This is a genomic window from Pseudomonas sp. P7759 (genome assembly GCF_013386445.1).
Taxonomy (GTDB): Bacteria; Pseudomonadota; Gammaproteobacteria; order Pseudomonadales; family Pseudomonadaceae; genus Aquipseudomonas; species Aquipseudomonas azotoformans_A.
This window is the reverse complement of the sequence record NZ_JACART010000078.1, coordinates 22837-47040: the sequence shown is the minus strand read 5'-3', so window position 1 is coordinate 47040 and position 24204 is coordinate 22837. Positions and strand designations below refer to the sequence as shown.

General features: G+C 61.0%; 22 protein-coding genes. 14 read left to right on the top strand and 8 right to left on the bottom strand.

The window, feature by feature from the left end; genetic code table 11:
• Nucleotides 1-87 precede the first annotated feature (87 nt).
• Genes HX823_RS30695 through HX823_RS30685 form a run of 3 tightly spaced genes read left to right on the top strand, consistent with a single transcriptional unit; the run spans nt 88 to nt 2656 of the window.
• The gene (locus HX823_RS30695) at nt 88-1434 is read left to right on the top strand and encodes a nucleobase:cation symporter-2 family protein (RefSeq protein ID WP_177078355.1); all 1347 of its coding nucleotides are present in this window, start codon (nt 88-90) and stop codon (nt 1432-1434) included.
• A gap of 44 nt (nt 1435-1478) precedes the next feature.
• Nucleotides 1479-1847, top strand: coding sequence for a hypothetical protein (locus HX823_RS30690; RefSeq protein WP_152514674.1), 369 nt, complete (start codon nt 1479-1481; stop codon nt 1845-1847).
• 23 nt (nt 1848-1870) lie between these two features.
• Nucleotides 1871-2656 carry an outer membrane protein OmpK gene (locus HX823_RS30685; RefSeq protein WP_028617274.1) on the top strand — a complete coding sequence of 262 codons (786 nt, stop codon included), beginning with the start codon at nt 1871-1873 and terminating at the stop codon, nt 2654-2656.
• Nucleotides 2657-2765: 109 nt separating this feature from the next.
• On the opposite strand, the gene HX823_RS30680 is transcribed toward HX823_RS30685, so the two are convergent.
• Together HX823_RS30680 and HX823_RS30675 are read right to left on the bottom strand one after the other, a co-directional pair.
• Entirely contained in the window at nt 2766-3896 is a 1131-nt protein-coding gene (locus HX823_RS30680; protein ID WP_177078353.1) for a patatin-like phospholipase family protein, read from the bottom strand.
• Nucleotides 3897-3926: 30 nt separating this feature from the next.
• Nucleotides 3927-4862, bottom strand: coding sequence for a lipid A biosynthesis lauroyl acyltransferase (locus HX823_RS30675; protein WP_038841734.1), 936 nt, complete (start codon nt 4860-4862; stop codon nt 3927-3929).
• A gap of 119 nt (nt 4863-4981) precedes the next feature.
• Between HX823_RS30675 and minC the strand changes: the two genes are divergently transcribed.
• The 8 genes from minC to HX823_RS30635 all read left to right on the top strand — a co-directional run bounded on the left by minC (nt 4982) and on the right by HX823_RS30635 (nt 12872).
• On the top strand, nt 4982-5719 hold the full coding sequence (gene minC, locus HX823_RS30670) for a septum site-determining protein MinC (RefSeq protein ID WP_033900844.1): 738 nt from the start codon (nt 4982-4984) through the stop codon (nt 5717-5719).
• Between the two features lie 165 nt (nt 5720-5884).
• The gene (gene minD / locus HX823_RS30665) at nt 5885-6697 is read left to right on the top strand and encodes a septum site-determining protein MinD (RefSeq protein WP_003175251.1); all 813 of its coding nucleotides are present in this window, start codon (nt 5885-5887) and stop codon (nt 6695-6697) included.
• Between the two features lie 3 nt (nt 6698-6700).
• The gene (gene minE / locus HX823_RS30660) at nt 6701-6955 is read left to right on the top strand and encodes a cell division topological specificity factor MinE (protein ID WP_010208824.1); all 255 of its coding nucleotides are present in this window, start codon (nt 6701-6703) and stop codon (nt 6953-6955) included.
• A 96-nt stretch (nt 6956-7051) separates the two neighbouring features.
• Nucleotides 7052-7687 carry an RluA family pseudouridine synthase gene (locus HX823_RS30655; protein ID WP_005789965.1) on the top strand — a complete coding sequence of 212 codons (636 nt, stop codon included), beginning with the start codon at nt 7052-7054 and terminating at the stop codon, nt 7685-7687.
• A 45-nt stretch (nt 7688-7732) separates the two neighbouring features.
• On the top strand, nt 7733-9022 hold the full coding sequence (locus HX823_RS30650; protein WP_025854984.1) for a M18 family aminopeptidase: 1290 nt from the start codon (nt 7733-7735) through the stop codon (nt 9020-9022).
• Between the two features lie 100 nt (nt 9023-9122).
• Complete coding sequence (locus HX823_RS30645; protein ID WP_010208820.1) at nt 9123-9299, top strand: hypothetical protein; 177 nt, start codon at nt 9123-9125, stop codon at nt 9297-9299.
• Nucleotides 9300-9351: 52 nt separating this feature from the next.
• Entirely contained in the window at nt 9352-11517 is a 2166-nt protein-coding gene (locus HX823_RS30640; protein WP_033900837.1) for a mechanosensitive ion channel family protein, read from the top strand.
• A gap of 17 nt (nt 11518-11534) precedes the next feature.
• Nucleotides 11535-12872, top strand: coding sequence for an amidohydrolase (locus HX823_RS30635; protein WP_177078351.1), 1338 nt, complete (start codon nt 11535-11537; stop codon nt 12870-12872).
• Between the two features lie 164 nt (nt 12873-13036).
• Here the strand turns inward: HX823_RS30635 and HX823_RS30630 are convergent, their stop codons facing one another.
• The 5 genes from HX823_RS30630 to HX823_RS30610 form a co-directional block, all read right to left on the bottom strand.
• Nucleotides 13037-13261, bottom strand: a complete 225-nt coding sequence (locus HX823_RS30630; RefSeq protein WP_038841721.1) for an MbtH family protein — start codon at nt 13259-13261, stop codon at nt 13037-13039.
• Between the two features lie 82 nt (nt 13262-13343).
• Nucleotides 13344-14738: an aspartate aminotransferase family protein gene (locus tag HX823_RS30625; RefSeq protein WP_038841719.1), complete on the bottom strand. Its 1395-nt coding sequence runs from the start codon at nt 14736-14738 to the stop codon at nt 13344-13346.
• A 265-nt stretch (nt 14739-15003) separates the two neighbouring features.
• Entirely contained in the window at nt 15004-15771 is a 768-nt protein-coding gene (locus HX823_RS30620; protein ID WP_177078349.1) for an N-acetylmuramoyl-L-alanine amidase, read from the bottom strand.
• Between the two features lie 123 nt (nt 15772-15894).
• Nucleotides 15895-17217: an ATP-binding protein gene (locus tag HX823_RS30615; protein ID WP_177078347.1), complete on the bottom strand. Its 1323-nt coding sequence runs from the start codon at nt 17215-17217 to the stop codon at nt 15895-15897.
• The gene (locus HX823_RS30610) at nt 17214-17894 is read right to left on the bottom strand and encodes a response regulator (protein WP_010208813.1); all 681 of its coding nucleotides are present in this window, start codon (nt 17892-17894) and stop codon (nt 17214-17216) included. Before HX823_RS30610 ends, HX823_RS30615 begins: the two co-directional genes overlap by 4 nt.
• A gap of 161 nt (nt 17895-18055) precedes the next feature.
• Between HX823_RS30610 and dsbD the strand changes: the two genes are divergently transcribed.
• The 3 genes from dsbD to dsbG are packed head-to-tail and all read left to right on the top strand — an operon-like array spanning nt 18056 to nt 21366.
• Nucleotides 18056-19783: a protein-disulfide reductase DsbD gene (dsbD, locus tag HX823_RS30605; RefSeq protein WP_177078345.1), complete on the top strand. Its 1728-nt coding sequence runs from the start codon at nt 18056-18058 to the stop codon at nt 19781-19783.
• The gene (locus tag HX823_RS30600) at nt 19784-20629 is read left to right on the top strand and encodes a TlpA disulfide reductase family protein (protein ID WP_038841707.1); all 846 of its coding nucleotides are present in this window, start codon (nt 19784-19786) and stop codon (nt 20627-20629) included.
• The gene (gene dsbG, locus HX823_RS30595; protein WP_177078343.1) at nt 20605-21366 is read left to right on the top strand and encodes a thiol:disulfide interchange protein DsbG; all 762 of its coding nucleotides are present in this window, start codon (nt 20605-20607) and stop codon (nt 21364-21366) included. Before HX823_RS30600 ends, dsbG begins: the two co-directional genes overlap by 25 nt.
• Before the next feature lie 75 nt (nt 21367-21441).
• On the opposite strand, the gene HX823_RS30590 is transcribed toward dsbG, so the two are convergent.
• On the bottom strand, nt 21442-24147 hold the full coding sequence (locus HX823_RS30590) for a hypothetical protein (RefSeq protein ID WP_371317993.1): 2706 nt from the start codon (nt 24145-24147) through the stop codon (nt 21442-21444).
• Nucleotides 24148-24204: the final 57 nt, after the last annotated feature.

Genomic DNA, 24204 nt, shown 5'->3' with positions numbered 1-24204 from the left:
CCAGCGCGGGGCAAGCCCGCTCACTACAAAAGCTCCCCGCTACACAATTGTTGAAACAACAAAAATAAAAAAGATCCGAGGTGTTGCATGACCGAGTTAGCCGAACCGCAGATTCCTGCCGCGCCCGCCATGGTGCGGCTGCCCCTCTTGCAACTGATTCTGGTAGGCCTGCAACACGTCTTGCTGATGTACGGCGGCGCCGTCGCCGTGCCCCTGATCATTGGCCAGGCCGCCGGCTTGAGCCGTGAAGAAATCGCATTCCTGATCAACGCCGACCTGCTGGTGGCCGGTATTGCCACCATGGTGCAGTCGTTCGGCATCGGCCCAGTGGGCATTCGCATGCCGGTGATGATGGGCGCCAGCTTCGCCGCCGTCGGCAGCATGGTCGCGATGGCCGGCATGCCGGGGATCGGCTTGCAGGGAATCTTCGGCGCCACCATCGCCGCCGGGTTCTTCGGCATGCTCATCGCGCCCTTCATGTCCAAGGTCGTGCGCTTTTTCCCGCCATTGGTGACCGGCACGGTGATCACCGCGATTGGCCTGTCGCTGTTTCCGGTGGCCGTGAACTGGGCCGGAGGCGGCAGCGCCGCCGCTACGTTTGGCTCACCGATCTACCTGGCGATTGCCGCACTGGTACTCGCCACCATCCTGCTGATCAACCGCTTCATGCGCGGCTTCTGGGTGAATATCTCGGTGCTGATCGGCATGGGCCTGGGCTACGCCTTGTGCGGTGCGCTCGGCATGGTCGACCTCAGTGGCCTGGCCGTGGCGCCGTGGGTGCAGGTGGTGACGCCGCTGCACTTCGGCATGCCCAAGTTCGAGTTGGCGCCGATCCTGTCGATGTGCCTGGTGGTGGTGATCATCTTTGTCGAGTCCACCGGAATGTTTCTCGCCCTGGGCAAGATCACCGGCCAGGATGTCACGCCGAAGATGCTGCGCCGTGGCCTGCTGTGTGATGCCGGCGCGTCGTTCTTCGCCGGTTTCTTCAACACCTTCACCCACTCCTCGTTCGCCCAGAACATCGGCCTGGTGCAGATGACCGGTGTGCGTTGCCGCTCGGTGACGATCATGGCCGGGGTCTTCCTGATTGTGCTGAGCCTGTTGCCAAAGGCCGCCTACCTGGTGGCGTCGATACCACCGGCGGTGCTGGGCGGCGCGGCGATTGCCATGTTTGGCATGGTGGCGGCGACCGGGATCAAGATCCTGCAGGAAGCCGACATCGCCGACCGTCGCAACCAGTTGCTGGTGGCGGTGAGTATCGGCATGGGCCTGATCCCCGTGGTGCGCCCGGAGTTCTTCGCGCAACTACCGCTGTGGATGAGCCCGATTACCCACAGTGGCATCGCCATGGCCACACTCAGCGCGTTGTCGCTGAATATCCTGTTCAACATCCTGGGTGGCGCTGAACGCCCTGAAGTCGCTCATACGCATTGATTCCTTCGTTCAAACAAAAACAATAACGAAACGGGAATAACCACATGCACACCCTTCACCTGGGGCCGGCCACAAGCCGTGCCCCATTCTCGCCCCACGCGCTCTTTAACAGCGCACTTGAGCCACGGCATAAGAGCCAGTATTCTCCGCGCCCGCTCGAATCGACTCAAAAAAAAACAGCGAATGTAAAAGCTGACTGCAAGGCCAACTTATCCCGGCCTTATGTCTGCGGCCAAAGTGCGCAAAAGTCCTCTGAATTCGACTGCATCCGATGCAGCCGACGGGGATTTTTTGGCTTTTTAAACACCTTGGCGCAGCTCTTGCTAAAAGCACTAAAGCTGACCGAACAGACGATTTTTGCAGCGAACCAAAAGGCGCCACACCAGAGCGCCTGCGTAGAAGAAAAACCATAAAACTTTAACTCGGGAGCAACCGAATGAAACCTATGTTCAAAGGCCTGATGCTGGCGGGATCCCTGCTGGCCGGTGGCCAAGCCGTGGCCGGTGACCTGTTGCAGTGGCAGAACAACAGCCTGACTTACCTGTGGGGCAAGAGCTTTACCGTCAACCCGCAGATCCAGCAAACCGTCACGTTCGAACATGCCGATGCGTGGAAGTATGGCGACAACTTTATCTTCGTCGACCGCATCTTTTACAACGGCAAGGAAGACGGCAACGTCGGCCCCAGTACTTATTACGGTGAAATAAGCCCGCGCCTGTCGTTCGGCAAGATCTTTGATAAAGACCTGTCGTTTGGCCCGATCAAAGACGTGCTGCTGGCATTCACTTACGAGTTTGGCGAAGGCGATAACGAGTCGTACCTGCTCGGCCCAGGCTTTGACCTGAACATCCCCGGCTTCGACTACTTCCAGTTGAACTTCTACCAGCGCCAGACCGAAGGCAATCGTCCGGGTGACGGCGTCTGGCAGATTACTCCGGTCTGGTCCTACACCATCCCGGTGGGCAACTCCGACGTGTTGATCGACGGCTTCATGGACTGGGTCACGGACAACGACAAGAACGCCCGTGGCACCTACCACGCCAACCTGCACTTCAACCCACAGGTCAAATATGACCTGGGTAAAGCGCTGCATTGGGGTGACAAACAGCTGTATGTCGGCTTCGAATACGACTACTGGAAGAACAAGTACGGGATCGAAGATTCGGGTGCGTTCAAGACTAACCAGGACACCGCAAGCTTCCTGGTCAAGTATCACTTTTAACTGAGCACCGCATACCCTTGTGGGAGCGGGCTTGCTCGCGAATGCGGTGCGCCAGTCAACTCATGTGCTGACTGATCCACCGCATTCGCGAGCAAGCCCGCTCCCACATTTAGACTGTAGGCAGCCCCAGAAACCGCGTGATTTCCTCGCGCTTGGCCAACGCGTCGCGCCGCCCCAGCTCGATCAGCTCGCTGCAATACCCCGCCTCGAACAACAAGTAACTCAAGACCCCCGCCCCACTCGTCTTGGTCGCCCCCGGCCCACGCAAAAACAAGCGCAATGCCGCCGGCAATTCCTGGCGGTGCCGTGCCGCGATTTCGTCGATCGGCTGGCTGGGCGCAATCACCAGCACTTCTACCGCCGCCACGCCAGGCGCGGCATGGCTGAACTGATTCAAGCGCTCCAGCAACTCGATATCGCTTTCCAGGCTGTCAATGAACGTGCTGTTGAGCATGTGCCCGCCGATTTGCGCCAACGTCGGCTCCTGGCCGGTAAAGGTACGTTGCGCCGCCGGCTCATTGCCGCGTGGGTTGCCACTGACCCCAACCACCAGCACACGGCTGGCGCCCAGGTGCAACGCCGGACTGATCGGCGCCGACTGCCGCACGGCGCCGTCGCCGAAATATTCCTGGTCGAGTTTGACCGGGGCGAACAGCAAGGGAATCGCGGAGCTGGCCAGCAGGTGTTCAACCGTCAATTGGGTGGGCATGCCGATACGGCGATGGCGCAACCAGGCGTCGATGGTGCCACCACCCTGATAGAAGGTCACTGCCTGGCCGGACTCGTAACCAAAGGCCGTCACCGCCACCGCGTGCAGATGTTTGTTGCGGATGGCTTCGTCGATGCCGGCCAGGTGCAGCTTGTCTTTGAGCAGCGCCTTCAGTGGCGTGCTGTTGAGCAACGCCACCGGCACCTGCGCACCAAGACCGAGGAGGCTGTGGATAAAGAAGAGGCTCGCCTGGCGGATCACCCCCGGCCAATCACTGCGCAGCACCAAGTGGCTGCGAAAACCCTGCCAGAAGGCGGTCAGGCGTTGGATCGCGGCCCTGAAGTCCGTGGCGCCACTGGCCAGGCTCACCGCATTGATCGCACCGGCCGAGGTGCCGACGATCACCGGAAACGGATTGGGCGCCCCCGGCGGCAACAGCTCGGCAATCGCCGCCAACACCCCCACCTGATACGCCGCTCGCGCCCCGCCGCCGGAAAGAATCAAGCCTGTCACCGGTTCAGCTGGGCGCATTGCGTCACTCCATGTGGGGAAATGTCTGTCTTATCGGCGGCGTTTTTCGTACAACTTAGGCTCACCCGGTGGCCGGCTCTTGAAGCGGCGATGGGTCCACAGGTATTGCTCCGGGCATTCACGCACCGAGGCTTCGACCCACTGGTTGATGCGCAAGCAGTCGGCTTCATCGCTCTCGCCGGGGAAGTCGGTGAGCGGCGGATGGATCACCAGGCGGTAGCCGCTGCCATCGGCCAGGCGTTGTTGAGTGAACGGCACCACCAACGCCTTGCCCAGCTTGGCGAACTTGCTGGTGGCCGGCACGGTGGCGGCCTGGATGCCGAACAGCGGCACGAAGAGGCTTTGCTTGGCGCCGTAGTCCTGGTCCGGTGCGTACCAGATCGCGCGACCGGCGCGCAGCAGCTTGAGCATGCCGCGCACGTCTTCACGCTCCACGGCCAGGGAATCGAGGTTGTGGCGTTCGCGGCCACGGCGCTGGATGTAGTCGAACAACGGGTTGCCGTGTTCGCGGTACATGCCATCAATGGTGTGCTTCTGCCCCAACAGCGCGGCGCCGATTTCCAGGGTAGTGAAATGCAGGGCCATGAGGATCACGCCCTTGCCGTCCAATTGGGCCTGCTTGAGGTGTTCCAGGCCTTCGACGTGGGCCAGGCGCGCCAGGCGCTGGCGCGACCACCACCAGCTCATGGCCATTTCGAAGAAGGCGATGCCGGTGGAGGCAAAGTTTTCCTTGAGCAGTTGCTTGCGCTCTTGGGCGGATTTTTCCGGGAAGCACAGTTCCAGGTTTCGCGCAGCAATGCGGCGACGTTCGCCGGCCACGCGGTACATGCCGGCGCCCAGCAGGCGACCAATGGTCAGCAGCGCACGGTACGGCAGCTGGGTGACCAGCCACAACAGGCCGAGCCCCAGCCATAACAGCCAGAAACGCGGGTGAAAAAATACAGCTCGAAAACGCGGGCGATCCATTACAGATTCCGGTAAAGACAAGGGCCGCGCATTCTACAACGGTTCGACTCGGCTTGCGGCGGGTGAGTGTTCTCGTTATAAGTCTCGACACTTTTCGTGACAAGCCGCTTTTGCCGACCATGAGCCAAACCGAACCGCTAGACCAAGATCCCGTGTTCCAGCTGAAAGGCAGCATGCTCGCCATCACCGTGCTGGAACTCGCCCGTAACGACCTCGACGCCCTGGACCGCCAGCTCGCCGCCAAGGTCGCCCTGGCGCCCAATTTTTTCAACAATGCCCCGCTGGTGCTGGCCCTGGACAAACTGCCCGCCGGCCAGGGCAGCATCGACCTGCCCGGCCTGATGCGCGTATGCCGCTCCCACGGCCTGCGTACCCTGGCGATCCGTGCCAGCCGTATCGAAGACATTGCTGCAGCGATCGCCATTGAACTGCCAGTACTGCCACCGTCCGGTGCGCGTGAGCGTCCACTTGAACCATTGGTCGGTGAAGAGAAGAAAAAACCGGAAAAACCACCCGAGCCTGCGATCAAGCCTACAAAGATCATCACCTCGCCCGTACGCGGCGGGCAGCAGATTTACGCCCAGGGCGGCGACCTGGTAGTGATCTCCTCGGTCAGCCCAGGGGCGGAACTTCTCGCCGATGGCAACATCCATGTATACGGCCCGATGCGCGGACGTGCCCTCGCCGGCATCAAGGGTGATACCAAGGCCCGTATTTTTTGCCAGCAGTTGACCGCTGAGCTAGTGTCCATCGCAGGCCAGTACAAGGTTTCAGAAGATTTGCGCCGTGATCCGCTGTGGGGGGCTTCGGTGCAGGTCAACCTGTCGGGCGATGTGTTGAACATCATCCGTCTTTAACGGATACTGCCGCATTTTCCAAGCATCTCTAGACTCTGATAGCACAGCGAAACCGGCATTACTTATGTAGGAATTATTTTTCCTACAAGGCTGTCCGCCTGCAGCGAGTTCCAAGAGATGTTTTTCAGGGACCGAAATGTCCTTCTTCCTTAGGGGTGAAACACCTTGGCCAAGATTCTCGTGGTTACATCCGGCAAGGGTGGTGTGGGTAAGACCACCACCAGCGCCGCTATCGGTACCGGCCTCGCTCTGCGCGGCCACAAGACAGTTATTGTCGACTTCGACGTCGGCTTGCGTAACCTCGACCTGATCATGGGCTGCGAACGCCGCGTGGTGTATGACTTCGTCAACGTGGTCAACGGTGAAGCCAACCTGCAACAGGCCCTGATCAAGGACAAGCGCCTTGAGAACCTGTACGTGCTGGCCGCCAGCCAGACCCGTGACAAAGACGCACTGACCAAAGAAGGCGTGGGCAAAGTCCTGGCCGAGCTGAAGGAAACCTTCGAATACGTGGTCTGCGATTCGCCGGCCGGTATCGAAACCGGTGCTCACCTGGCCATGTACTTCGCAGACGAAGCCATCGTCGTGACCAACCCGGAAGTCTCCTCCGTACGTGACTCGGACCGTATGCTCGGCCTGCTGGCCAGCAAATCCAAGCGCGCCGAAGAAGGCCAGGACCCGATCAAGGAGCACTTGCTGCTCACCCGCTACAACCCTGAGCGCGTCAGCAACGGCGAAATGCTCGGCGTTGAAGACGTGAAGGAAATCCTCGCAGTGACCCTGCTGGGCGTGATTCCAGAATCCCAGGCGGTCCTGAAGGCTTCCAACCAGGGTGTTCCGGTGATTCTTGACGACCAGAGCGACGCCGGCCAGGCGTACAGCGATGCCGTCGATCGCCTGCTGGGCAAGACCGTGGAACATCGCTTCCTCGATGTCAAGAAGAAGGGATTCTTCGAGCGTATCTTTGGAGGCAACTAAACAATGAAATTTCTCGACTTCTTTCGCGCCAACAAAAAGCCTACGACCGCGTCGGTAGCGAAAGAGCGTCTACAGATCATCGTGGCGCACGAACGCGGCCAACGCAGCACGCCGGACTACCTGCCAGCCTTGCAGAAGGAACTGGTCGAGGTGATCCGCAAGTACGTCAATATCGGCAACGATGACGTGCATGTCGCCCTGGAAAATGACGGCAGCTGCTCGATTCTGGAACTCAATATCACCCTGCCTGATCGTTGATCGAACAGGCGGCCGCCACGGCGGCTCGTTCACCCTGATCCCTTTTTGGGGGCCGGGTGGGCGAGCCGCCGTTGGCGTTTGTTACGAGGCTGTTTAATGCCGCTGTCCAATATTCATATCTTGCATCAGGACGATGCCGTCCTGGTGGTGAACAAGCCCACCCTGTTGCTCTCGGTGCCTGGCCGCGCCGACGACAACAAGGACTGCCTGATCACCCGCCTGCAGGAAAACGGCTACCCCGAAGCCCGCATCGTGCATCGCCTGGACTGGGAAACCTCAGGCATCATCCTGCTGGCCCGTGACGCCGACACCCACCGCGAACTGTCCCGCCAGTTTCACGACCGTGAAACCGAAAAGGCCTACACCGCCCTGGCCTGGGGCCAACCGGAACTGGACAGCGGCAGTATCGACCTGCCCCTGCGCTACGACCCGCCGACCAAACCACGGCATGTGGTGGACCACGAATTCGGCAAGCACGCGCTGACCTTCTGGAAGGTGCTGGAGCGCTGTGGCGACTGGTGCCGCGTGGAGCTGACGCCGATTACCGGGCGCTCTCACCAACTGCGCGTGCACATGCTCTCCATTGGCCACCCCTTGCTGGGTGATGGCCTGTATGCCCATGAGCAAGCCCTGGCTGCCTGGCCGCGCCTGTGCCTGCATGCAAGCATGCTGAGCTTCACCCATCCGCAAAGCGGCGAGCGTTTGCGTTTCGAGTGCCCTGCCCCGTTCTGAAGAATAAATACGGTAAACTCGCGGCATTGTTGTCTGGAGCTATTTATGCGCGAAGCGTTGAATCAAGGCCTGATCGACTTCCTCAAGGCCTCCCCTACTCCTTTTCATGCCACTGCCGCCCTGGCCCAGCGCCTGGAAGCGGCCGGTTACCAGCGTCTCGACGAGCGCGAGACCTGGACCACCGAGGCCAACGGTCGCTATTACGTGACCCGCAACGATTCCTCGATCATCGCCTTCAAGCTCGGCCGTCATTCGCCGCTGCAGGGCGGTATCCGTCTGGTCGGCGCCCATACCGACAGCCCGTGCCTGCGGGTCAAGCCCCAGCCTGAGCTGCAACGCCAGGGTTTCTGGCAACTGGGCGTGGAAGTCTACGGCGGCGCGCTGCTGGCGCCATGGTTCGACCGCGACCTGTCCCTGGCCGGCCGCGTGACGTTCCGCCGCGATGGCAAAGTCGAAAGCCAGTTGATCGACTTCAAGCTGCCCATCGCCATCATCCCCAACCTGGCCATTCACCTGAACCGTGAAGCCAACCAAGGTTGGGCGATCAATGCCCAGACCGAGCTGCCGCCGATCCTCGCGCAGTTTGCCGGTGACGAGCGTGTGGACTTCCGTGCCGTGCTCACCGAGCAGCTGGCACGGGAACATGGCTTGAACGCCGACGTGGTGCTCGACTACGAGCTGAGCTTCTATGACACCCAAAGCGCCGCGGTCATCGGTCTGAACGGCGACTTCATCGCCGGCGCGCGCCTGGACAACCTGCTGTCGTGCTACGCCGGCCTGCAAGCCTTGCTCACCAGCGACAGCGAAGAAACCTGCGTACTGGTGTGCAACGACCACGAAGAAGTCGGCTCCTGCTCGGCGTGCGGGGCCGATGGCCCGATGCTGGAACAGACCCTGCGTCGCCTGTTGCCGGAAGGGGATGAATTCGTACGCACCATCCAGAAATCCCTGCTGGTGTCTGCGGACAACGCCCACGGCGTTCACCCGAACTACGCCGAGAAGCATGACGCCAACCACGGCCCCAAGCTCAACGCCGGCCCGGTGATCAAGGTCAACAGCAACCAGCGCTACGCCACCAACAGCGAAACCGCCGGGTTCTTCCGCCACCTGTGCATGGCTCAGGAAGTACCGGTGCAGAGCTTCGTGGTGCGCAGCGACATGGGTTGCGGCTCCACCATCGGCCCGATCACCGCCAGCCACCTCGGCGTGCGCACCGTGGACATCGGCTTGCCGACGTTTGCCATGCACTCCATTCGCGAGCTGTGCGGCAGCCATGATCTGGCGCATTTGGTGAAGGTACTGGGGGCGTTCTACGCGAGCCACGACTTGCCCTGATGTGGCATGGGGTTGATGTGTTTCTGATACACATCAACCCCACTTCCTGCAATCCGACCTAGACTTGTCAGTATTCCCACTCCGACAAGGCCGTCGCACCATGATCTCCATGTCCTCCTTCCACGCCATGCTGATCCCGATCCTGATCGGCATGATCATGCTCGCCGTGGGCTTCAACTTCCGTGACAAACCCCTCGGTGTGTTTGGCATGTGGATCGGCATGCTGCTGATCCTGGGCACTGTGGTGTACAAGATCCTCGCAAAACTGGCTGAATGACGATTGCGCTCGTACACTCGGTCAACTCGTCGTTTCCAAGGTTGACCGCCTCGTGCTTTCCCGCCTGTTTGCCCTGCCCTGCTATTGCTTGATCGCCCTGCTGACGCTGCTGCCGCTGACGCCTGCCCATGCCGTGGGCCTGCCCGGCCTGCTCGGCAACACCAACAAGACCCAGCCCCAGGCCGAAGTGCCGCTGGGGCAGTCGTTGGACGAGGTGATCAAGACCCTGGAGAACGACCAGCAACGTACCCAGTTGCTGAGTGACCTGAAAAAGCTCCGTGAAGCCACGAAAAAAGCCCAACCGGCCGCCGAAGAAGGTGTGCTGGGGTTGATCGGCGGCACCCTGGCCAACCTGGAAGCACAGTTTTCGGGGGCCGATAGCCCACTGGGGCGCTGGTCCAATGAAATCGACCAGGCCAAGGAAGAACTCAGTGCACTGATACTGCCGGCCAACGAATGGCTGCCGATCATTTTCGGTTTTGCACTGATCCTTGCCGTGTGGAGCCTGCTCGCCGCCGCGCTGATCTGGCTCAGCCACCGCGTGCGCGAACGCTTCGGCCTGCCCGAAGAACTGCCGCAACATCCGCGTACCTGGGACATGGTGCGCTTTGCCCTGCGTAAACTCGGCCCATGGCTGATTGCCCTGGTGATCACGGTGTATTTGAGTTATGCCCTGCCGTCGTCCCTGGGTAAATCCCTGGCGATGGTATTGGCCTACGCGCTGGTGGTGGGCACCTGTTTCTCGGCGATCTGCGTGATTGCGTTTTCCGTGCTCGACGGCCCGCATCGCCATCGCGCGTTGTACATCCTGCGTCACCAGGCGTTCCGCCCGCTGTGGTGGATCGGCAGTTTTGCCGCCTTTGGTGAGGCCTTGAGCGACCCGCGACTGGTGGCAGCACTGGGGCAACACTTGTCCCATACCGCCGCGACCATCGCCAATGTGATGGCGGCGTTGTCCACTGGCGTGTTCATCCTGCGCTTCCGCCGACCCATCGCCCACCTGATCCGCAATCAGCCACTGTCACGCCGCCTCACACGTCGCGCCCTCAGCGACACCATCGAAATCATCGGTTCCTTCTGGTACATCCCCGCGCTGCTGTTGGTGGGTATTTCGCTATTCGCTACCTTCGTCTCGGCGGGCGATACCAGCACAGCACTGCGCCAATCGCTGCTGTGCACGGTGCTGCTGGTGCTGTGCATGGTGATCAACGGACTGGTCCGCCGTCACGCCCTCAAGCCACAACGTGGGCACAAACGCCATGCGCTGTACTCCGAGCGCCTGAAAAGCTTCGTCTACACCCTGGCCCACCTGGTGGTGTGGCTGGTGTTTATCGAGTTGGGCCTGCGGGTGTGGGGGCTGTCGCTGATCCGCTTTACCGAAGGCGATGGCCATGAAGTCAGCGTCAAGCTGTTCGGCCTGGCCGGGACCCTGCTGTTTGCCTGGTTGATCTGGATTCTCAGCGACACCGCGATCCATCACGCCCTCACCCGCTCGCGCAAAGGCCTGGCCAATGCCCGCGCGCAGACCATGATGCCGCTGATCCGCAACGTGCTGTTCGTGACCATCTTCATCATCGCCGCCATTGTCGCCCTGGCGAACATGGGCATGAACGTCACGCCACTGCTGGCCGGTGCCGGTGTGATCGGCCTGGCCATCGGTTTCGGCGCGCAGTCGCTGGTGGCGGACTTGATCACCGGCCTGTTCATCATCATCGAAGACTCCCTGGCCATCGATGACTACGTGGACGTCGGCGGTCACCTCGGCACCGTCGAAGGCCTGACCATCCGCACCGTGCGCCTGCGCGACATCGACGGCATCGTGCACACCATTCCGTTCAGCGAGATCAAGAGCATCAAGAACTACTCGCGGGAGTTCGGCTACGCGATCTTCCGTGTGGCGATCCCCTACAACATGGAGATCGACGACGCCATCAAGCTGATGCGCGATGTCGGCCAGAAGATGCGCAACGACCCACTGCAGCGCCGCAATATCTGGTCGCCGCTGGAGATTCAAGGCGTGGAGAGTTTCGAGTCGGGCAGCGCGATTCTGCGCGCACGGTTCAAGACCGCGCCGATCAAGCAGTGGGAAGTGTCGCGGGCGTTCAACCTGTCCCTCAAGCGTCATCTGGACGAGGCCGGGCTGGACCTGGCCACGCCGCGCCTGAGCGTGCAGGTGGTAACCGCCGGCACTGTGCAGGAGAAAGATCAACAACAATAAACTCAGGAGAGGTCCTTATGCGTTTAACCGGTCTGACACACCCGTGGATTTTTGGCATGTTGTGCGGGGTCGCCAGCAGTACCGTGATAGCCGCCAGCAGCGGCCAGGACAGCGCCCGTGAGGAAATCGCCGCCCAGACAAAAGCCCTTGAGCCGGCGCTGCTGGAAACCCGACGCGACATCCACGCCCACCCGGAATTGGGCAACACCGAAACCCGCACCGCCGAGCTGGTCGCCAAACAACTGCGCGACCTGGGCCTTGAAGTAAAAACCGGCGTCGCCCGTACAGGCGTCGTTGCCGTACTGAAAGGCGCCCTGCCCGGCCCCACCGTCGCCCTGCGCGCCGACATGGATGCGCTGCCGGTGAAGGAAGTCGCCGACCTGCCCTTCGCCTCCAAAGCCAAAGGCACCTACCTGGGCAAAGAAGTCGACGTGATGCACGCCTGCGGCCACGACGCCCACGTCGCTATCCTGCTGAGCACTGCGAAAATCCTGACCGGTATGCGCGAACGCTTGCCGGGCACTGTGGTGTTCTACTTCCAACCGGCCGAGGAAGGCCCGAGCGATTTCATCCCCGACGGCAAAAACACCTGGGGCGCCAAAATGATGGTGCAGGAAGGCGTGATGAAGGCGCCCAAGCCGGACGCGGTGTTCGGCCTGCACGTGTGGGCCGGTGTGCCCGCCGGCCAGATTGCCTACCGTCCGGGACCGACCCTGGCCAGCTCGGACGATTTGCGCATCAAGATCCTCGGCAAGCAAACCCACGCCGGCCGCCCTTGGGATGGCATCGACCCGATCACCGTGGGCGCACAGACTATTGTCGGCCTGCAGACCGTGGTCAGCCGCCGCACCGATATCTCGTCATTCCCGTCGGTGGTGAGCATTGGCACCATCAATGGCGGCACGCGCTACAACATCATTCCGGAGTCGGTAGACATGACCGGCACCATTCGTTCCTACGACTATGGCATCCGCCAGAAGCTGCACGCGGACGTGCGCCAGACCGTGGAGAAAATCGCTGAAAGCGGCGGCGCCAAGGCCGAAGTCACCATCATCGAGAAGTACGATCCCACCATCAACAACCCGGCGCTGACCGAGAAGATGCTGCCGAGCCTGCGCTGGGCGGCCAAGGATGACGTGGTGCAGGGCCCGTTGGTGGGCGGTGCCGAGGACTTCTCGTTTTACGCCAAGGAGGCACCGGGGCTGTTTGTGTTCCTGGGGGTGACGCCGAGGGATCAGGACATGAGCAAGGCGGCGCCGAACCACAATCCGGGGTTCTTCGTGGATGAGTCGGCGCTGGTGGTAGGGGTGAGGACATTGGCGTCGTTGGCGACGGATTATCTCTATACCCACTAGCTGCTAGCTGCCGAAATGCTTGTCTGTGGTGAGCGGGGCTGTTGTGGTGAGCGAGCTTGCTCGCGCTGGAGTGCGAAGCGCTCCCGGCTTTTTAGGGCTGCTGCGCAGCCCAGCGCGGGCAAGCCCGCTCACTACAACTGGCCCACATCCACAGGATCGGTGGGTCAACCGGCGAGCGCAGCCCCGTCCATCTTCTGGCGCAAGCTCAACGGACGCATATCCGTCCAGACTTCTTCGATGTAGGCCAGGCATTCTTTCTTCAGGCCGCTCTTGCCTACGGTGCGCCAGCCTTCTGGCACGGCCTTGTAGTCGGGCCAGATGGAATACTGTTCTTCGTGGTTGACCACTACCTGAAACAGGATGTCGTCGCGGTCAAATACTGAGGTCATTGCTGTTCTCCATCGCTGAAAGACTGGCTGCGCACCGCGCGCAGCACTGATATCTGTAGAAACGTACCAAGCGTGCAAAAAATTAGAGGCTGGCGACCGCCGCCGCCAACGCGCGCCCGAAGATGTCCGCCACCTGGTCGACTTCAGCCGCAGTAATCACCAGCGGCGGCAGGAAACGCACCACGCTGCCGTGCCGGCCACCGAGTTCCAGGATCAAGCCGCGCTTGAGGCATTCACGCTGCACCAGCGGCGCCAGTTGGCGGTGCACGGGAGGATGGCCCTGGATGTCTAGTGGGCCATTCGGGTCTACCAGTTCCACACCCAGCATCAGCCCACGACCGCGAATATCGCCCAGCTGTGGAAAGTCGCGTTGCAGGATGCGCAGGTGTTCGCCCAAACGTTCGCCCATGGCGGCCGCGTGACCGGCCAGGTCATGCTCCTTGAGGTAGCGCATCACCGCCGAGCCTGCCGCCATCGCCATCTGGTTACCCCGGAAGGTCCCGGCATGGGCGCCCGGCAGCCAGGTGTCGAGCCAGTCGCGATACACCACCACCGCCAACGGCAGGCTGCCGCCGATGGCCTTGGACATCACCACCACATCCGGAATGATGCCGGCGTGTTCGAACGCAAACATCTTGCCGGTGCGACCGAAACCGCTCTGAATTTCATCAACGATCAACGCCACGCCCGCCTGCTCGGTGATACGGCGCAGGCCGCGCAGCCAGTCGAGATCCGCCGGGATCACGCCGCCCTCGCCCTGCACCACTTCGACGATCACCGCCGCCGGCAATAGCACGCCCGCTTCGGGATCATTCAGCAAATTCTCCAGGTAATGCAGGTTGACCCGCACCCCTTCGGCGCCACCCAGGCCAAACGGGCAACGGTAGTCGTAGGGGTACGGCAGAAACTGCACGCCATTGCCGAGCAAGGCCCCCAAGGGTTTTTTCGGCCCCAGGCTGCCCATCAGGCTCAACGCGCCCTGGCTCATGCCGTGGTAACCGCCCTGGAAAGACAGTACGGTGCTGCGCCCGGTGGCGGTGCGTACCAACTTCAATGCCGCTTCCACCGCATCCGTGCCAGTAGGGCCGCAGAACTGGATTTTCGCTTCCCGCGCCAACGCAGGCGGCAACAGGCCGAACAGGTCCTGTACAAACTGATCCTTGACCGGCGTCGTCAGGTCCAGGGTGTGCAGAGGCAATTCATCGGCCAGCACTTGCTGGATCGCCTCGATCACCACCGGGTGGTTATGCCCCAGCGCCAACGTACCCGCACCGGCCAGGCAGTCGATGAAACGGCGGCCTTCCACGTCTTCCACGTAGAGGCCCTTGGCACGTTTGAGCGCCAGGGGAATGCGCCTAGGGTAGCTGCGGGCGTTGGATTCCTGCTGGCGCTGACGGGCGAGCAGCGGGGTTTCGTCGAACTGGTAAAGCGTTTCATGCACCTGGACGTCTTCGATACGGCTGGTAGCGACTGACATTTCTCGATCCCTCAATACGCTGATGATGGTGACCAAACTGCCGATCCGCTGGCGTCTGGCCCAAGGGGCATGCGCACGGATTTCCTGTTCTGGAAACGCACCAGCACGGAATGGATTTAGTGATCGCCGAGCTTTACCTGATGGATGAAGATCCCAGTGTGGGAGCGGGCTTGCTCGCGAAAGCGGAGTATCAGGCACCGGACATGTTGACTGATCCACCGCATTCGCGAGCAAGCCCGCTCCCACATTTGAACCGCACTCGGCTTCACAGCCCCAGGTACTTTTCATTCAACGCATAAAGAATCGCGCAGGTTTCAGCATCCAGAAACCCACGATAATCCCGTGGACGAAAGTGCATCTGAAACGCTCGCGTGCGCTGTTCAAACCCCTGCCGATTCTTCGCCGGCGCATACCCGTAGCGCTGAAACGCCCGCTCCACCTCGACTTCCGACGGCAAACCGAGGCAAAAGCGGCGTTGATACATCGCCTGGGACGTCTCATCAAACCAGGCCCCTACTCCGGCGTCATACAAGCGCCGCCACGGCAGTTGCGGTCCTGGATCGCTCTTACGGCTGAACGCCACGTCCGAATGCCCGAGAATGTCGGTAGGCCCAATCTGTGGATAACGTCCGAGAATGTCGCGCACCAGGGCAATCAACACGTCGACTTGTTCCTCACCGTAGGCGGGAAAGGTGAACACACCGCCGTCATCCCGTGCCAGGTTGACGATCTCGATACCGACCGAGCGGCTGTTGAGGTTGTCGCGCCCTGCCCAATGGCTCACCCCGGCATGCCAGGCGCGCTTGTCCTCTTCCACCAACCGGAACACCCGCAACTCTTCGTAGCCTGCGGCGCGGTAGCTGGGGTCGTCAGAGTCGGGCAGCAGGTAGTGCGCACTCACGCCATCCTGGGTCAGGGTGCGCAGGGATGAGCCAAAAGGTGCCGCGGTGTAATGCAGGATCACCTGCCGCACGGGCTCGCCGTTGCGTTCGTTGAAACCTTTGGCAGGGAAGCTTGTATCGATGACCAACATAAGAACCGTCCTTTTCAATACAGGCCGAGTCATTCAGCCCGTTCAAGCGCAAAAAATTACCGCCATCCTGAAGGCTTGATCCTCAGGAGGGCGGTAACTATGTGGCACTTGAAAGAAAAGTGATCAGCGCCGCAGCGGCATGCCCAGGTCAACGCGCAAGCCATCCGGCTGGCTGTCGAACTTCAGCGAGCAGGAGCAGCGCTGCACGATCGCTTGCACAATCGCCAGCCCCAGGCCGCAGCCTTCGCTGCTGCCATTGCGCCAGAAGCGTTGGGTCAGGTACTGCAGGTCCTCCGGCGAAATCTGCTGGCCGTGGTCACGCACGCGGAACACCACGTTATCTGCCTCGATCAATACGCGCAGTTCCACCCGCGTGTCCGCAGGCGTATGGCGCAGGGCGTTGTCCAGCAGATTGCGCAGGGCTGCGACCGCCAGGCCCACCGGCATTTCCACCGGGGTAGCGGACAGATTGTCCGGCAGGATCAGGTCGATACGCGCGTTATCGCCGGCATTGGCATCCAGGATGGCCAGCCGTGCCACGTCCTCGGCGCTGGAGTGCATGCCATCGTCAAATGACAGGTTGCCCTCCACCCGCGCCAGCAGCAGCAATTGCTCCAGGGTGCGATGCAGGCGGTCGGCGCCCTCCTCGGCGTGGGCCAGGGATTGGTCGCGGGCTGCGCCGTCGGTCATGCGCGCTACTTGCAGGTGGGTCTTGATCGCCGTCAGCGGGCTGCGCAGTTCGTGGGCGGCGTCGCCAGTGAGGCGGCGTTCGCGCTCGATGGTCTTGGCGATGCGTTGCAACAGTTGGTTCTGGGTGTCGAGCAGCGGCTTGAGCTCGCTGGGCAACGGGTGGATCTGCAACGGTTCCAGGGAATCGGCACTGCGGCGCATCAAGGCGTCACGCATGCGGTTGAGCGGCAGCAGGCTCTGGCCGATGCCCAACCACAGCAGGCACAGGCAGCCAAGCATTGCCACGCCGACCGGCACCGAAGCAGCCAGCAGGATCGACAGGTTCAACGCCTCACGCTCCACCTGACGGTCGGCGGTGGTGATCAACAGGTCACCACGGGACAGGGTGAAACTGCGCCAATTCACGCCATCGATCACCTGGTCACGAAAGCCACTCTGGCGCGATTCCAGGCCTTCATCCGGCGTGGCATGACTGCGCGCCAGCACTTCGCCACGCAAGGAACTGACCTGGCACGCCATGCCACCCGGCACGTTGAGTTGTGCCCCATGGAAATGCGCACCGCCGCTCACACTGGCCAGGCCCGGCATTTGCTCGGTCAGCCCCGCCACCATGCGCGCCGACGCCACCAGGCGTTGGTCGAGAGAGAACATCATCTGGTTGCGCAGGTCGTTGAGCATCCAGGCCGCCGCCAGCGCCCAGATCAACACAAAAGCGGCGCCCAGCTTGAATGTCAGGCGCAGGCGCAGGCTTTTCACGATGCGTCCTCGCCCCCGTCCGCCGGGCCCAGGCGATAGCCGAGGCCGCGCACGGTCTCGACGATGCCGTTGCCCAATTTGCGCCGCAGGTGGTGGATATGCACGTTGAGGGCGTTGCTTTCCAATTCGTCATTGAAACCGTAGACGCTGTCCTTGAGCTGTTCGCTGGACAGCACCCGGCCTTTGTTATGCAACAGGGCCTGCAACAGCGCCTGCTCGCGGCGCGACAGGTCCACCGGCTCGCCGCCCAGGAAGGTTTCGCGGCTGCTGGGGTCGTAGGCCAGGCGGCCATGTTCGATCAGGTTGACGCTGCGCCCCGCCACCCGACGCAGCAGGGTTTGCAGACGGGCGGCGAGTTCGCGCAGGTCGAAGGGTTTGAGCAGGTAGTCGTCGGCGCCGGCCTGCAGGCCGTCGACACGGTTGGTCACTGAGTCGCGTGCGGTGAGGATCAGCACCGGAATCTCCAGGCCCTGGCTGCGCTGTTGCTGCAACAGCTTGAGGCCGTCCTCGTCCGGCAGGCCGAGGTCGAGCACCATGATGTCAAACGTGGCGGCCCTGAGCATCGCGCGCGCGGCACCGGCAGAGGCCACGCGCTCCACGGTAAAACCCTGGGCGGTCAGGCCGGCCACGATGCCGCTGGCGATCAGTTCGTCGTCTTCACAGACCAGTACGTGCATGGTGAACCCTTCATGAAAGATGGGGTGATTAAAAGTGCCGTGGATTAACTGCAGATTATGCCGCTAACCCCCCCACACTCAATCTAGAATAGCCTCGGTTAATCATCGGTTAATCAACGCCACACATTGTGTGCCTACTTGCATCGAACTAAGGCTTGACCATGCGGCATCTGTTTACCTTTCTGCTGGTGTTGTTCGCGGGGTTCGCCCAGGCCGCGCCGGGCAATCCGTTTGAGACCAAACCCGATTTCCTCCCGGTGGGCAAAGCCTTCACCTTTACCTCCGAACGTCTTGAAAGTGGCGAGACCCAGCTGTATTGGCAGATTGCCGACGGTTACTACCTCTACAAGCAACGCATGAAATTCGAGGGCCTGGCCGAAAAGCCCGCGTTGCCGCAAGGCGAGGCCCATAGCGATGAATTCTTCGGTGACCAGGAGGTGTATCGCCAGGGCCTGGAGGTGAAGATCCCGGCCGGCGCCACCGGCCAGGTCAAGTTGGGCTGGCAGGGCTGCGCCGATGCGGGCCTGTGCTATCCGCCGCAGTCGATCACCGTGGACCTGGGGGGCAACCCGGCCGTCGCCGCGACCGCCGAAGCCCAGGATCAGAGCCTGGCCAGTGGCCTGCAACAACGCAGCCTGGGCTGGAGCCTGCTGATATTCTTTGGCTTGGGACTGCTGTTGGCCTTTGCCCCATGCTCGTTGCCGATGCTGCCGATTCTCGCCGGCCTGGTGGTCGGCAGCGGCGCAAGCCCGCGGCGCGGGTTTGCCCTGGCCAGCAGCTACGTCGTATGCATGGCGCTGGTGTATGCCGCGCTCGGCGTGCTGGCGGCCTTGCTGGGTGGCAACCTTGCCGCCTGGCTGCAAACGCCGTGGATTCTCGGCAGCTTCGCCGCCCTGTTCGTGATTCTTGCCCTGCCGATGTTCGGCTTCTTTGAACTGCAACTGCCGGCCTTCCTGCGTGATCGCCTGGACAATGTCAGCCGCCAGCAAAGCGGCGGCAGCCTGGTCGGTGCGGGAGTTCTCGGCGCACTGTCCGGCCTGCTGGTGGGCCCGTGCATGACCGCCCCCCTGGCCGGAGCCCTGTTGTATATCGCCCAGAGCGGCAACGCCTTGCACGGCGGCCTGATCCTGTTCGCCATGGGCATCGGCATTGGCATTCCGCTGTTGCTGCTGGTGACCGTGGGCAATCGCTTCCTGCCCAAGCCGGGCACCTGGATGAACGTACTCAAGGGCGTCTTCGGCTTCCTGTTCCTCGGCACCGCCGTGCTGATGATTCGCCCAGTGGTCGATGAAAGCCTGTGGATCGGCCTGTGGGGCGCACTCGCGTTGGTGATGGCCTACTGCGGCTGGACCCTGGCCCGCGAATATGGCCTGGCGGCCAAGGTGTTTGGCGCCGGTTCCCTGGTGCTCGGCCTGTGGGGCGCGGTGCTGGTGGTGGGCGCAGCGGGTGGCAGCGATGACCTGTGGCAACCGTTGAAGGTCTACAGCGGCTCGCGGACTGCCGCCGCACCGAGCGCACACGACGCCTTCATGACCCTCAGCGACCCCGCCGTGCTGCAAAGCCAGCTCGATAGCGCCAAGGCCCAAGGCCAGTGGGTGCTGGTGGATTACTACGCCGACTGGTGCGTGTCGTGCAAAATCATGGAAAAACAGGTATTCGGTAAACCCGAGGTGATGGCTGCCCTGAAAGACGTACGCCTGCTGCGCCTGGACGTCACCGCCGACAATGCCGCCAGCCGCGAGCTGCTCGGCCGCTACAAAGTCCCTGGCCCACCGAGCTTCGTATGGATCGGCCCGGACGGTGAAGAACGCCGCGCCCAACGCATCACCGGCGAAGTGGATGCCGCCGCTTTCCTGCAACGCTGGACGCAAACCCGGGACGCCCTCTGAATGCTGACCCTGACCATCGGCACCTTCGCCATCGCCCTGAATCACATCCTGCTGATCAGCGCGCTGATTCTCGCCACCCTGGTGGGCTGGCGCGTGGCCAAGCGTGGTGGTGAAAACCCGGAATCGGTGCTGTTCAGCCTGTTCCTGCTGGGCATGCTGGTGGCCCGCGTCAGCTTTGTGCTGATGTACTGGAGTGACTACAGTCACGCGCCGCTGCAGATGGTCGACCTGCGCGACGGCGGCTTCCTCGCCTGGCCCGGTGTGATTGCGCTGATCCTGGGCGCGCTGCTCTACGGCTGGCGCCGCCCGGCCCTGCGCACGCCGCTGGCTGCCGGGGTGGCCACCGGCCTGGTGTTCTGGGGCCTGACCAGTCTGTCCCTGAGCCTCTACGACAAAGGCTCGCAACTGCCGGACATCACCCTGCGCAATGCCAATGGCGACGTGGTGCAACTGACCGATTACAAAGGCGGCCCGCTGGTGATCAACCTGTGGGCCACCTGGTGCCCGCCGTGCCGTCGCGAGATGCCGGTGCTGGAACGTGCCCAGCACCAACGCCCTGACGTGACCTTCCTGTTCGTCAACCAGGCCGAAAGCATGCAGAGCGTCAGCACCTTCCTCGCCACCCAGGGCCTGACCCTCGACAACGTTTTATTCGACGCCAGCGGCCGCCTCGGCCAAGCCGTGGGCTCGATGGCCTTGCCGACGACGCTGTTCTATAGCGCCGAAGGGCGCCTGATCAACAGCCACCTCGGCGAACTGTCCCAAGCCAGCCTGGCCCGTGCCATGGAACCCTTCGACACCGCCCCACAAAGGAAACCGACATGCCTCGCCTCCGCCACCTGCTGACCCTGCTGCCGCTGACGCTCGCGGCCACCCTGGCCCAGGCCGAAGACTGGCCGGCGCCGATCAAACAGATCGAGGCCAAGGGCGCCAAGATCCTTGGCAAATTCGACGCCCCCAGCGGCCTCACCGGCTACGCCGCGCAATACCAGAACCGTGGCATGGCCCTGTACTTGACCGCCGACGGCAAAAGCGTGATCGCCGGCAACCTGTACGACGCCCAAGGCAACGACCTGAGCAGCGCGCCGCTGGAGAAACTGGTGTACGCGCCGATGGCCAAGGAAGTCTGGGCCAAGATGGAAAAAAGCAGCTGGATCCAGGACGGCGACGTAAAAGCCCCGCGCATCGTCTACCTGTTCAGCGACCCCAACTGCCCTTACTGCAACATGTTCTGGGAACAGGCGCGTCCGTGGGTGAAGGCCGGCAAAGTGCAGCTGCGCCACATCATGGTTGGCATCATCCGCGAAGACAGCCCAGGCAAATCCGCTGCGTTGTTCGCCGCCAAGGATCCGCAAAAAGCCCTTGAAGAACATGAAGCCGCCGGCAAAGGCAGTAAGTTGCAGGCGCTGGACAAGATCCCGGCCGATATCGAGGCCAAGCTGGATAGCAACATGAAGTTGATGGATGAGCTGGAATTGTCAGCGACGCCGGCAATTTTCTATCTGGATGACAAGGGTGGGTTGCAGCAACAGCAGGGGGCGCCTTCGCCGGAGAAGTTGGGGAAGATTTTGGGGCCGAAGTAAGCCACGCGCGATTGTTTAAAAAAAAGGCCTCCATTCTGCGGAGGCCTTTTGCTTGCTAGAAAACGCTCAGTGGAATCAGAGCTCATACACCCTGAGCCAAGTCACCCTGAAGTCATTTCCCGGCCCCATGCCCATACGAAGGTTATTGAAACTGAGCCTTACAGTAGCCGAAGAGGCAGTAAACGCGCCCTCAAGATAATACCAATTGGTATCAGGTGTAATCACCGGGGTGATATCGACTCCATTCACCCTAAGCACAAGCAGAGGCGGGTTAGGGACGCCGTTATCGTCCCGGACCCAGGCGTGAAACATATATATATGCCCCGGTTCCAGATTGTCGAAAACTCTAAAAAGTATCTCGCTCTGGGTGCCTGGGTTGGTTGTATTTGTATACCCCCAGTTCGTCAGCCAGTAGCCGTTACCCCAAGGATAGGGGCCGTAATCACGTCTCAGATCAGCAGGGTTGGTTGCCCCGGCGCCTCTCTGCCAGCTGTTCCAGTCTCTCCCATTTGGGTCGAATGGCGTTTCGTCAAGCAAGCGCTTACGAAGGATTAACTTCAACGCAGGAAAAGTAATTGCCTTGTTTACATCAACACCGCCGTCCGCGGTTAGCTTGAACACGAAAGTCAATTCCGTACCGGTTTCGTATTTATCCAACTCAAGTCGCTTAAGCGCGCGCGACAACCCGTTGGTGACATCCGCATTCGTAATCAACTCGGCATCCATTACCTTAAAGGTGTGGATAGACCCATTCCACAACTTGCCCGAACACTCCAGCCAGCCCCGTTGCCCGGTCAACATGAACCACCAATCGGGCACACCAATGTCAGCATCGGCACCAAATGTACGCAAATCCAGAATGCCGCCTTGCGTTGCAGGCGGCGTGGCCTGCGCCACTTCCGGCGTTGTCAGGCGCACAGGCTCGCTGACGTCAAGATCCAGATCTTTCGACGTCTGAAACTTGCAGGCACTGGTAACGGTGTAGTTGATCGTGAGCGTCTTGCCGCTTGCATGAATCACTTCCGTGCGATCAATAGGGAAGTCTACATATCCACGATTTCTGTCACCCGGCAGGGGGAGCAACGGTATGGAGGTGCCATCTGCCCGCTTAACGTTCAACTCGATGTGATGTTTGTCGCTTATGCCGGTGTAGGCAACTCGAACGGTCATGCCGTTTCTGGCGTTGTAAATCGTCAGTTGATTGCCCACAGCTTCGAGCACATCCGGCGCATCCAACACCAGGTCTTCCTGCTCAATGTTAAGCGTTTGAACAGGAAACTCGAACGCAGTCGCCAGATCGCACTTCCCATCAAAACTCACCGCCGCATGCAGCTCGAAATTGCTGCAATCCTCAAGTTTTTGCAACGCTACCCGGCTGATCGGTGCCTCCACGCCATTAGTCAGCCAGTCGGCCGTGAGGGGCTCATCCATCAGCACAGACAATTGATAGGCGCTGCCGTCCTCCAAAGTACCGATGATCCAAACCCAGACACATTGCCCGACAGCAGCGTAGTGCCAGATAGGCACCAGCACGGTGGCATCGTCCGTGAATGTCTTGAGGTCAAGGGTGCGACCCGTCGCTTGTTCGATGCATGGCCTGGTCAGTTGAGGCCCTAACACCTTAATCACACATTCGGGAGAGTTCTGCGGCAGGTAATTGTTAAATTGAACGCTATAGATCAGTGTCAACGTTTCGTTGAACAAGGCTGCGAAGATCTCAGGCGCGACATCGAATGAAAGGCTCACATCGCCCGGGTTTACGTGCTGGCAACCGAGAGGCCTGGGCCCATAATTCGGTCCACTGACTTGCGCGCAGACATGATCGCCTTCGGTCATGCCTGGGTAGGCCACAATTACATGTCCGCCCTGGGTGGTATTGGCCGGGTTGACCTGCCAGTGGCCAGGGGATATCTGCACTGCTTCCTGTAGACGCGGCGGGTTCAACTCCAGTGCAGGATCGACGCGCAACAGCACTGTAGAGCGCTGATGGAAATCCTGAGCATTTCTAGGCAGCGGGTTCACATTCGACACCGGTGCATCAGGTTCACAACCGTCCCAGATAACCCCCAAATGGCAGGTACATGACGAGTAATCATCCAAGCGTGCTAGCCAGGCCCGCAACAACTCAAACTCGAACACATACCCCTCATGCGCTTCCTCTTCAGTTACGACATGATCAAAGGCCACCCATTTGAATAACGGCGGCACGTTTTGCTCATTACCCGCAACAACAATAAACAATCGCGAGCCCGCCCGAATCATCGGCCAGGCCTTGACCCGGATAGTTTCATTCCCCTTGAACTTGAACATGCTCAACCACCGCGTGCCCCACTCCAACTCGGCATGCGCGAACTCAGGCATTGATTCACGCAGATCACCTTCGCGGACGTCCTGGATCTCAAGTTCAAGTACCAGTGACTCTTCGCGCTTACCACCGACAACAGCCTCGTACGAGATCAGCACCGTATGCCCGATACAGGTACTGATCCATTGCCAAGGAATGTCGGCTACATCGCCACTCACCACATGGATCGGAGGGAATGTCGCACAGCTCTGGCCCTTGATAGCGAAATGCACAATGACCTGGGTGCTTCCTGCGGGAAGCGTCAGTGTCGCAGTCGTACCTTGAGCGGCATCCAGAGGGTAAAGCAGACTATTGTTCGTAGCGTACTGGATGATCGCAAAGGGTAATTCAGCTGTGACCGCCTTGATTGATGCGGCGGGTGCAGCGCTCATAACCTGAGCTGGGGAGGTTTTTTTAGGGATCGGTTTTTTAGCCACGATAAGACTCCTGTCCAACGTTAGATAACCGTCAAGGCTGGCTTTACCAGCCAAAAG

What these genes read in the sequence shown, in the direction of transcription:
- HX823_RS30695 (WP_177078355.1), top strand. Translation starts at nt 88, where the DNA reads ATGACCGAGTTAGCCGAACCGCAGATTCCTGCCGCGCCCGCCATGGTG.
- HX823_RS30690 (WP_152514674.1), top strand. Translation starts at nt 1,479, where the DNA reads ATGCACACCCTTCACCTGGGGCCGGCCACAAGCCGTGCCCCATTCTCG.
- HX823_RS30685 (WP_028617274.1), top strand. Translation starts at nt 1,871, where the DNA reads ATGAAACCTATGTTCAAAGGCCTGATGCTGGCGGGATCCCTGCTGGCC.
- HX823_RS30680 (WP_177078353.1), bottom strand. Translation starts at nt 3,896, where the DNA reads ATGCGCCCAGCTGAACCGGTGACAGGCTTGATTCTTTCCGGCGGCGGG.
- HX823_RS30675 (WP_038841734.1), bottom strand. Translation starts at nt 4,862, where the DNA reads ATGGATCGCCCGCGTTTTCGAGCTGTATTTTTTCACCCGCGTTTCTGG.
- minC (WP_033900844.1), top strand. Translation starts at nt 4,982, where the DNA reads ATGAGCCAAACCGAACCGCTAGACCAAGATCCCGTGTTCCAGCTGAAA.
- minE (WP_010208824.1), top strand. Translation starts at nt 6,701, where the DNA reads ATGAAATTTCTCGACTTCTTTCGCGCCAACAAAAAGCCTACGACCGCG.
- HX823_RS30655 (WP_005789965.1), top strand. Translation starts at nt 7,052, where the DNA reads ATGCCGCTGTCCAATATTCATATCTTGCATCAGGACGATGCCGTCCTG.
- HX823_RS30650 (WP_025854984.1), top strand. Translation starts at nt 7,733, where the DNA reads ATGCGCGAAGCGTTGAATCAAGGCCTGATCGACTTCCTCAAGGCCTCC.
- HX823_RS30645 (WP_010208820.1), top strand. Translation starts at nt 9,123, where the DNA reads ATGATCTCCATGTCCTCCTTCCACGCCATGCTGATCCCGATCCTGATC.
- HX823_RS30635 (WP_177078351.1), top strand. Translation starts at nt 11,535, where the DNA reads ATGCGTTTAACCGGTCTGACACACCCGTGGATTTTTGGCATGTTGTGC.
- HX823_RS30630 (WP_038841721.1), bottom strand. Translation starts at nt 13,261, where the DNA reads ATGACCTCAGTATTTGACCGCGACGACATCCTGTTTCAGGTAGTGGTC.
- HX823_RS30625 (WP_038841719.1), bottom strand. Translation starts at nt 14,738, where the DNA reads ATGTCAGTCGCTACCAGCCGTATCGAAGACGTCCAGGTGCATGAAACG.
- HX823_RS30620 (WP_177078349.1), bottom strand. Translation starts at nt 15,771, where the DNA reads ATGTTGGTCATCGATACAAGCTTCCCTGCCAAAGGTTTCAACGAACGC.
- HX823_RS30610 (WP_010208813.1), bottom strand. Translation starts at nt 17,894, where the DNA reads ATGCACGTACTGGTCTGTGAAGACGACGAACTGATCGCCAGCGGCATC.
- dsbD (WP_177078345.1), top strand. Translation starts at nt 18,056, where the DNA reads ATGCGGCATCTGTTTACCTTTCTGCTGGTGTTGTTCGCGGGGTTCGCC.
- HX823_RS30600 (WP_038841707.1), top strand. Translation starts at nt 19,784, where the DNA reads ATGCTGACCCTGACCATCGGCACCTTCGCCATCGCCCTGAATCACATC.
- dsbG (WP_177078343.1), top strand. Translation starts at nt 20,605, where the DNA reads ATGCCTCGCCTCCGCCACCTGCTGACCCTGCTGCCGCTGACGCTCGCG.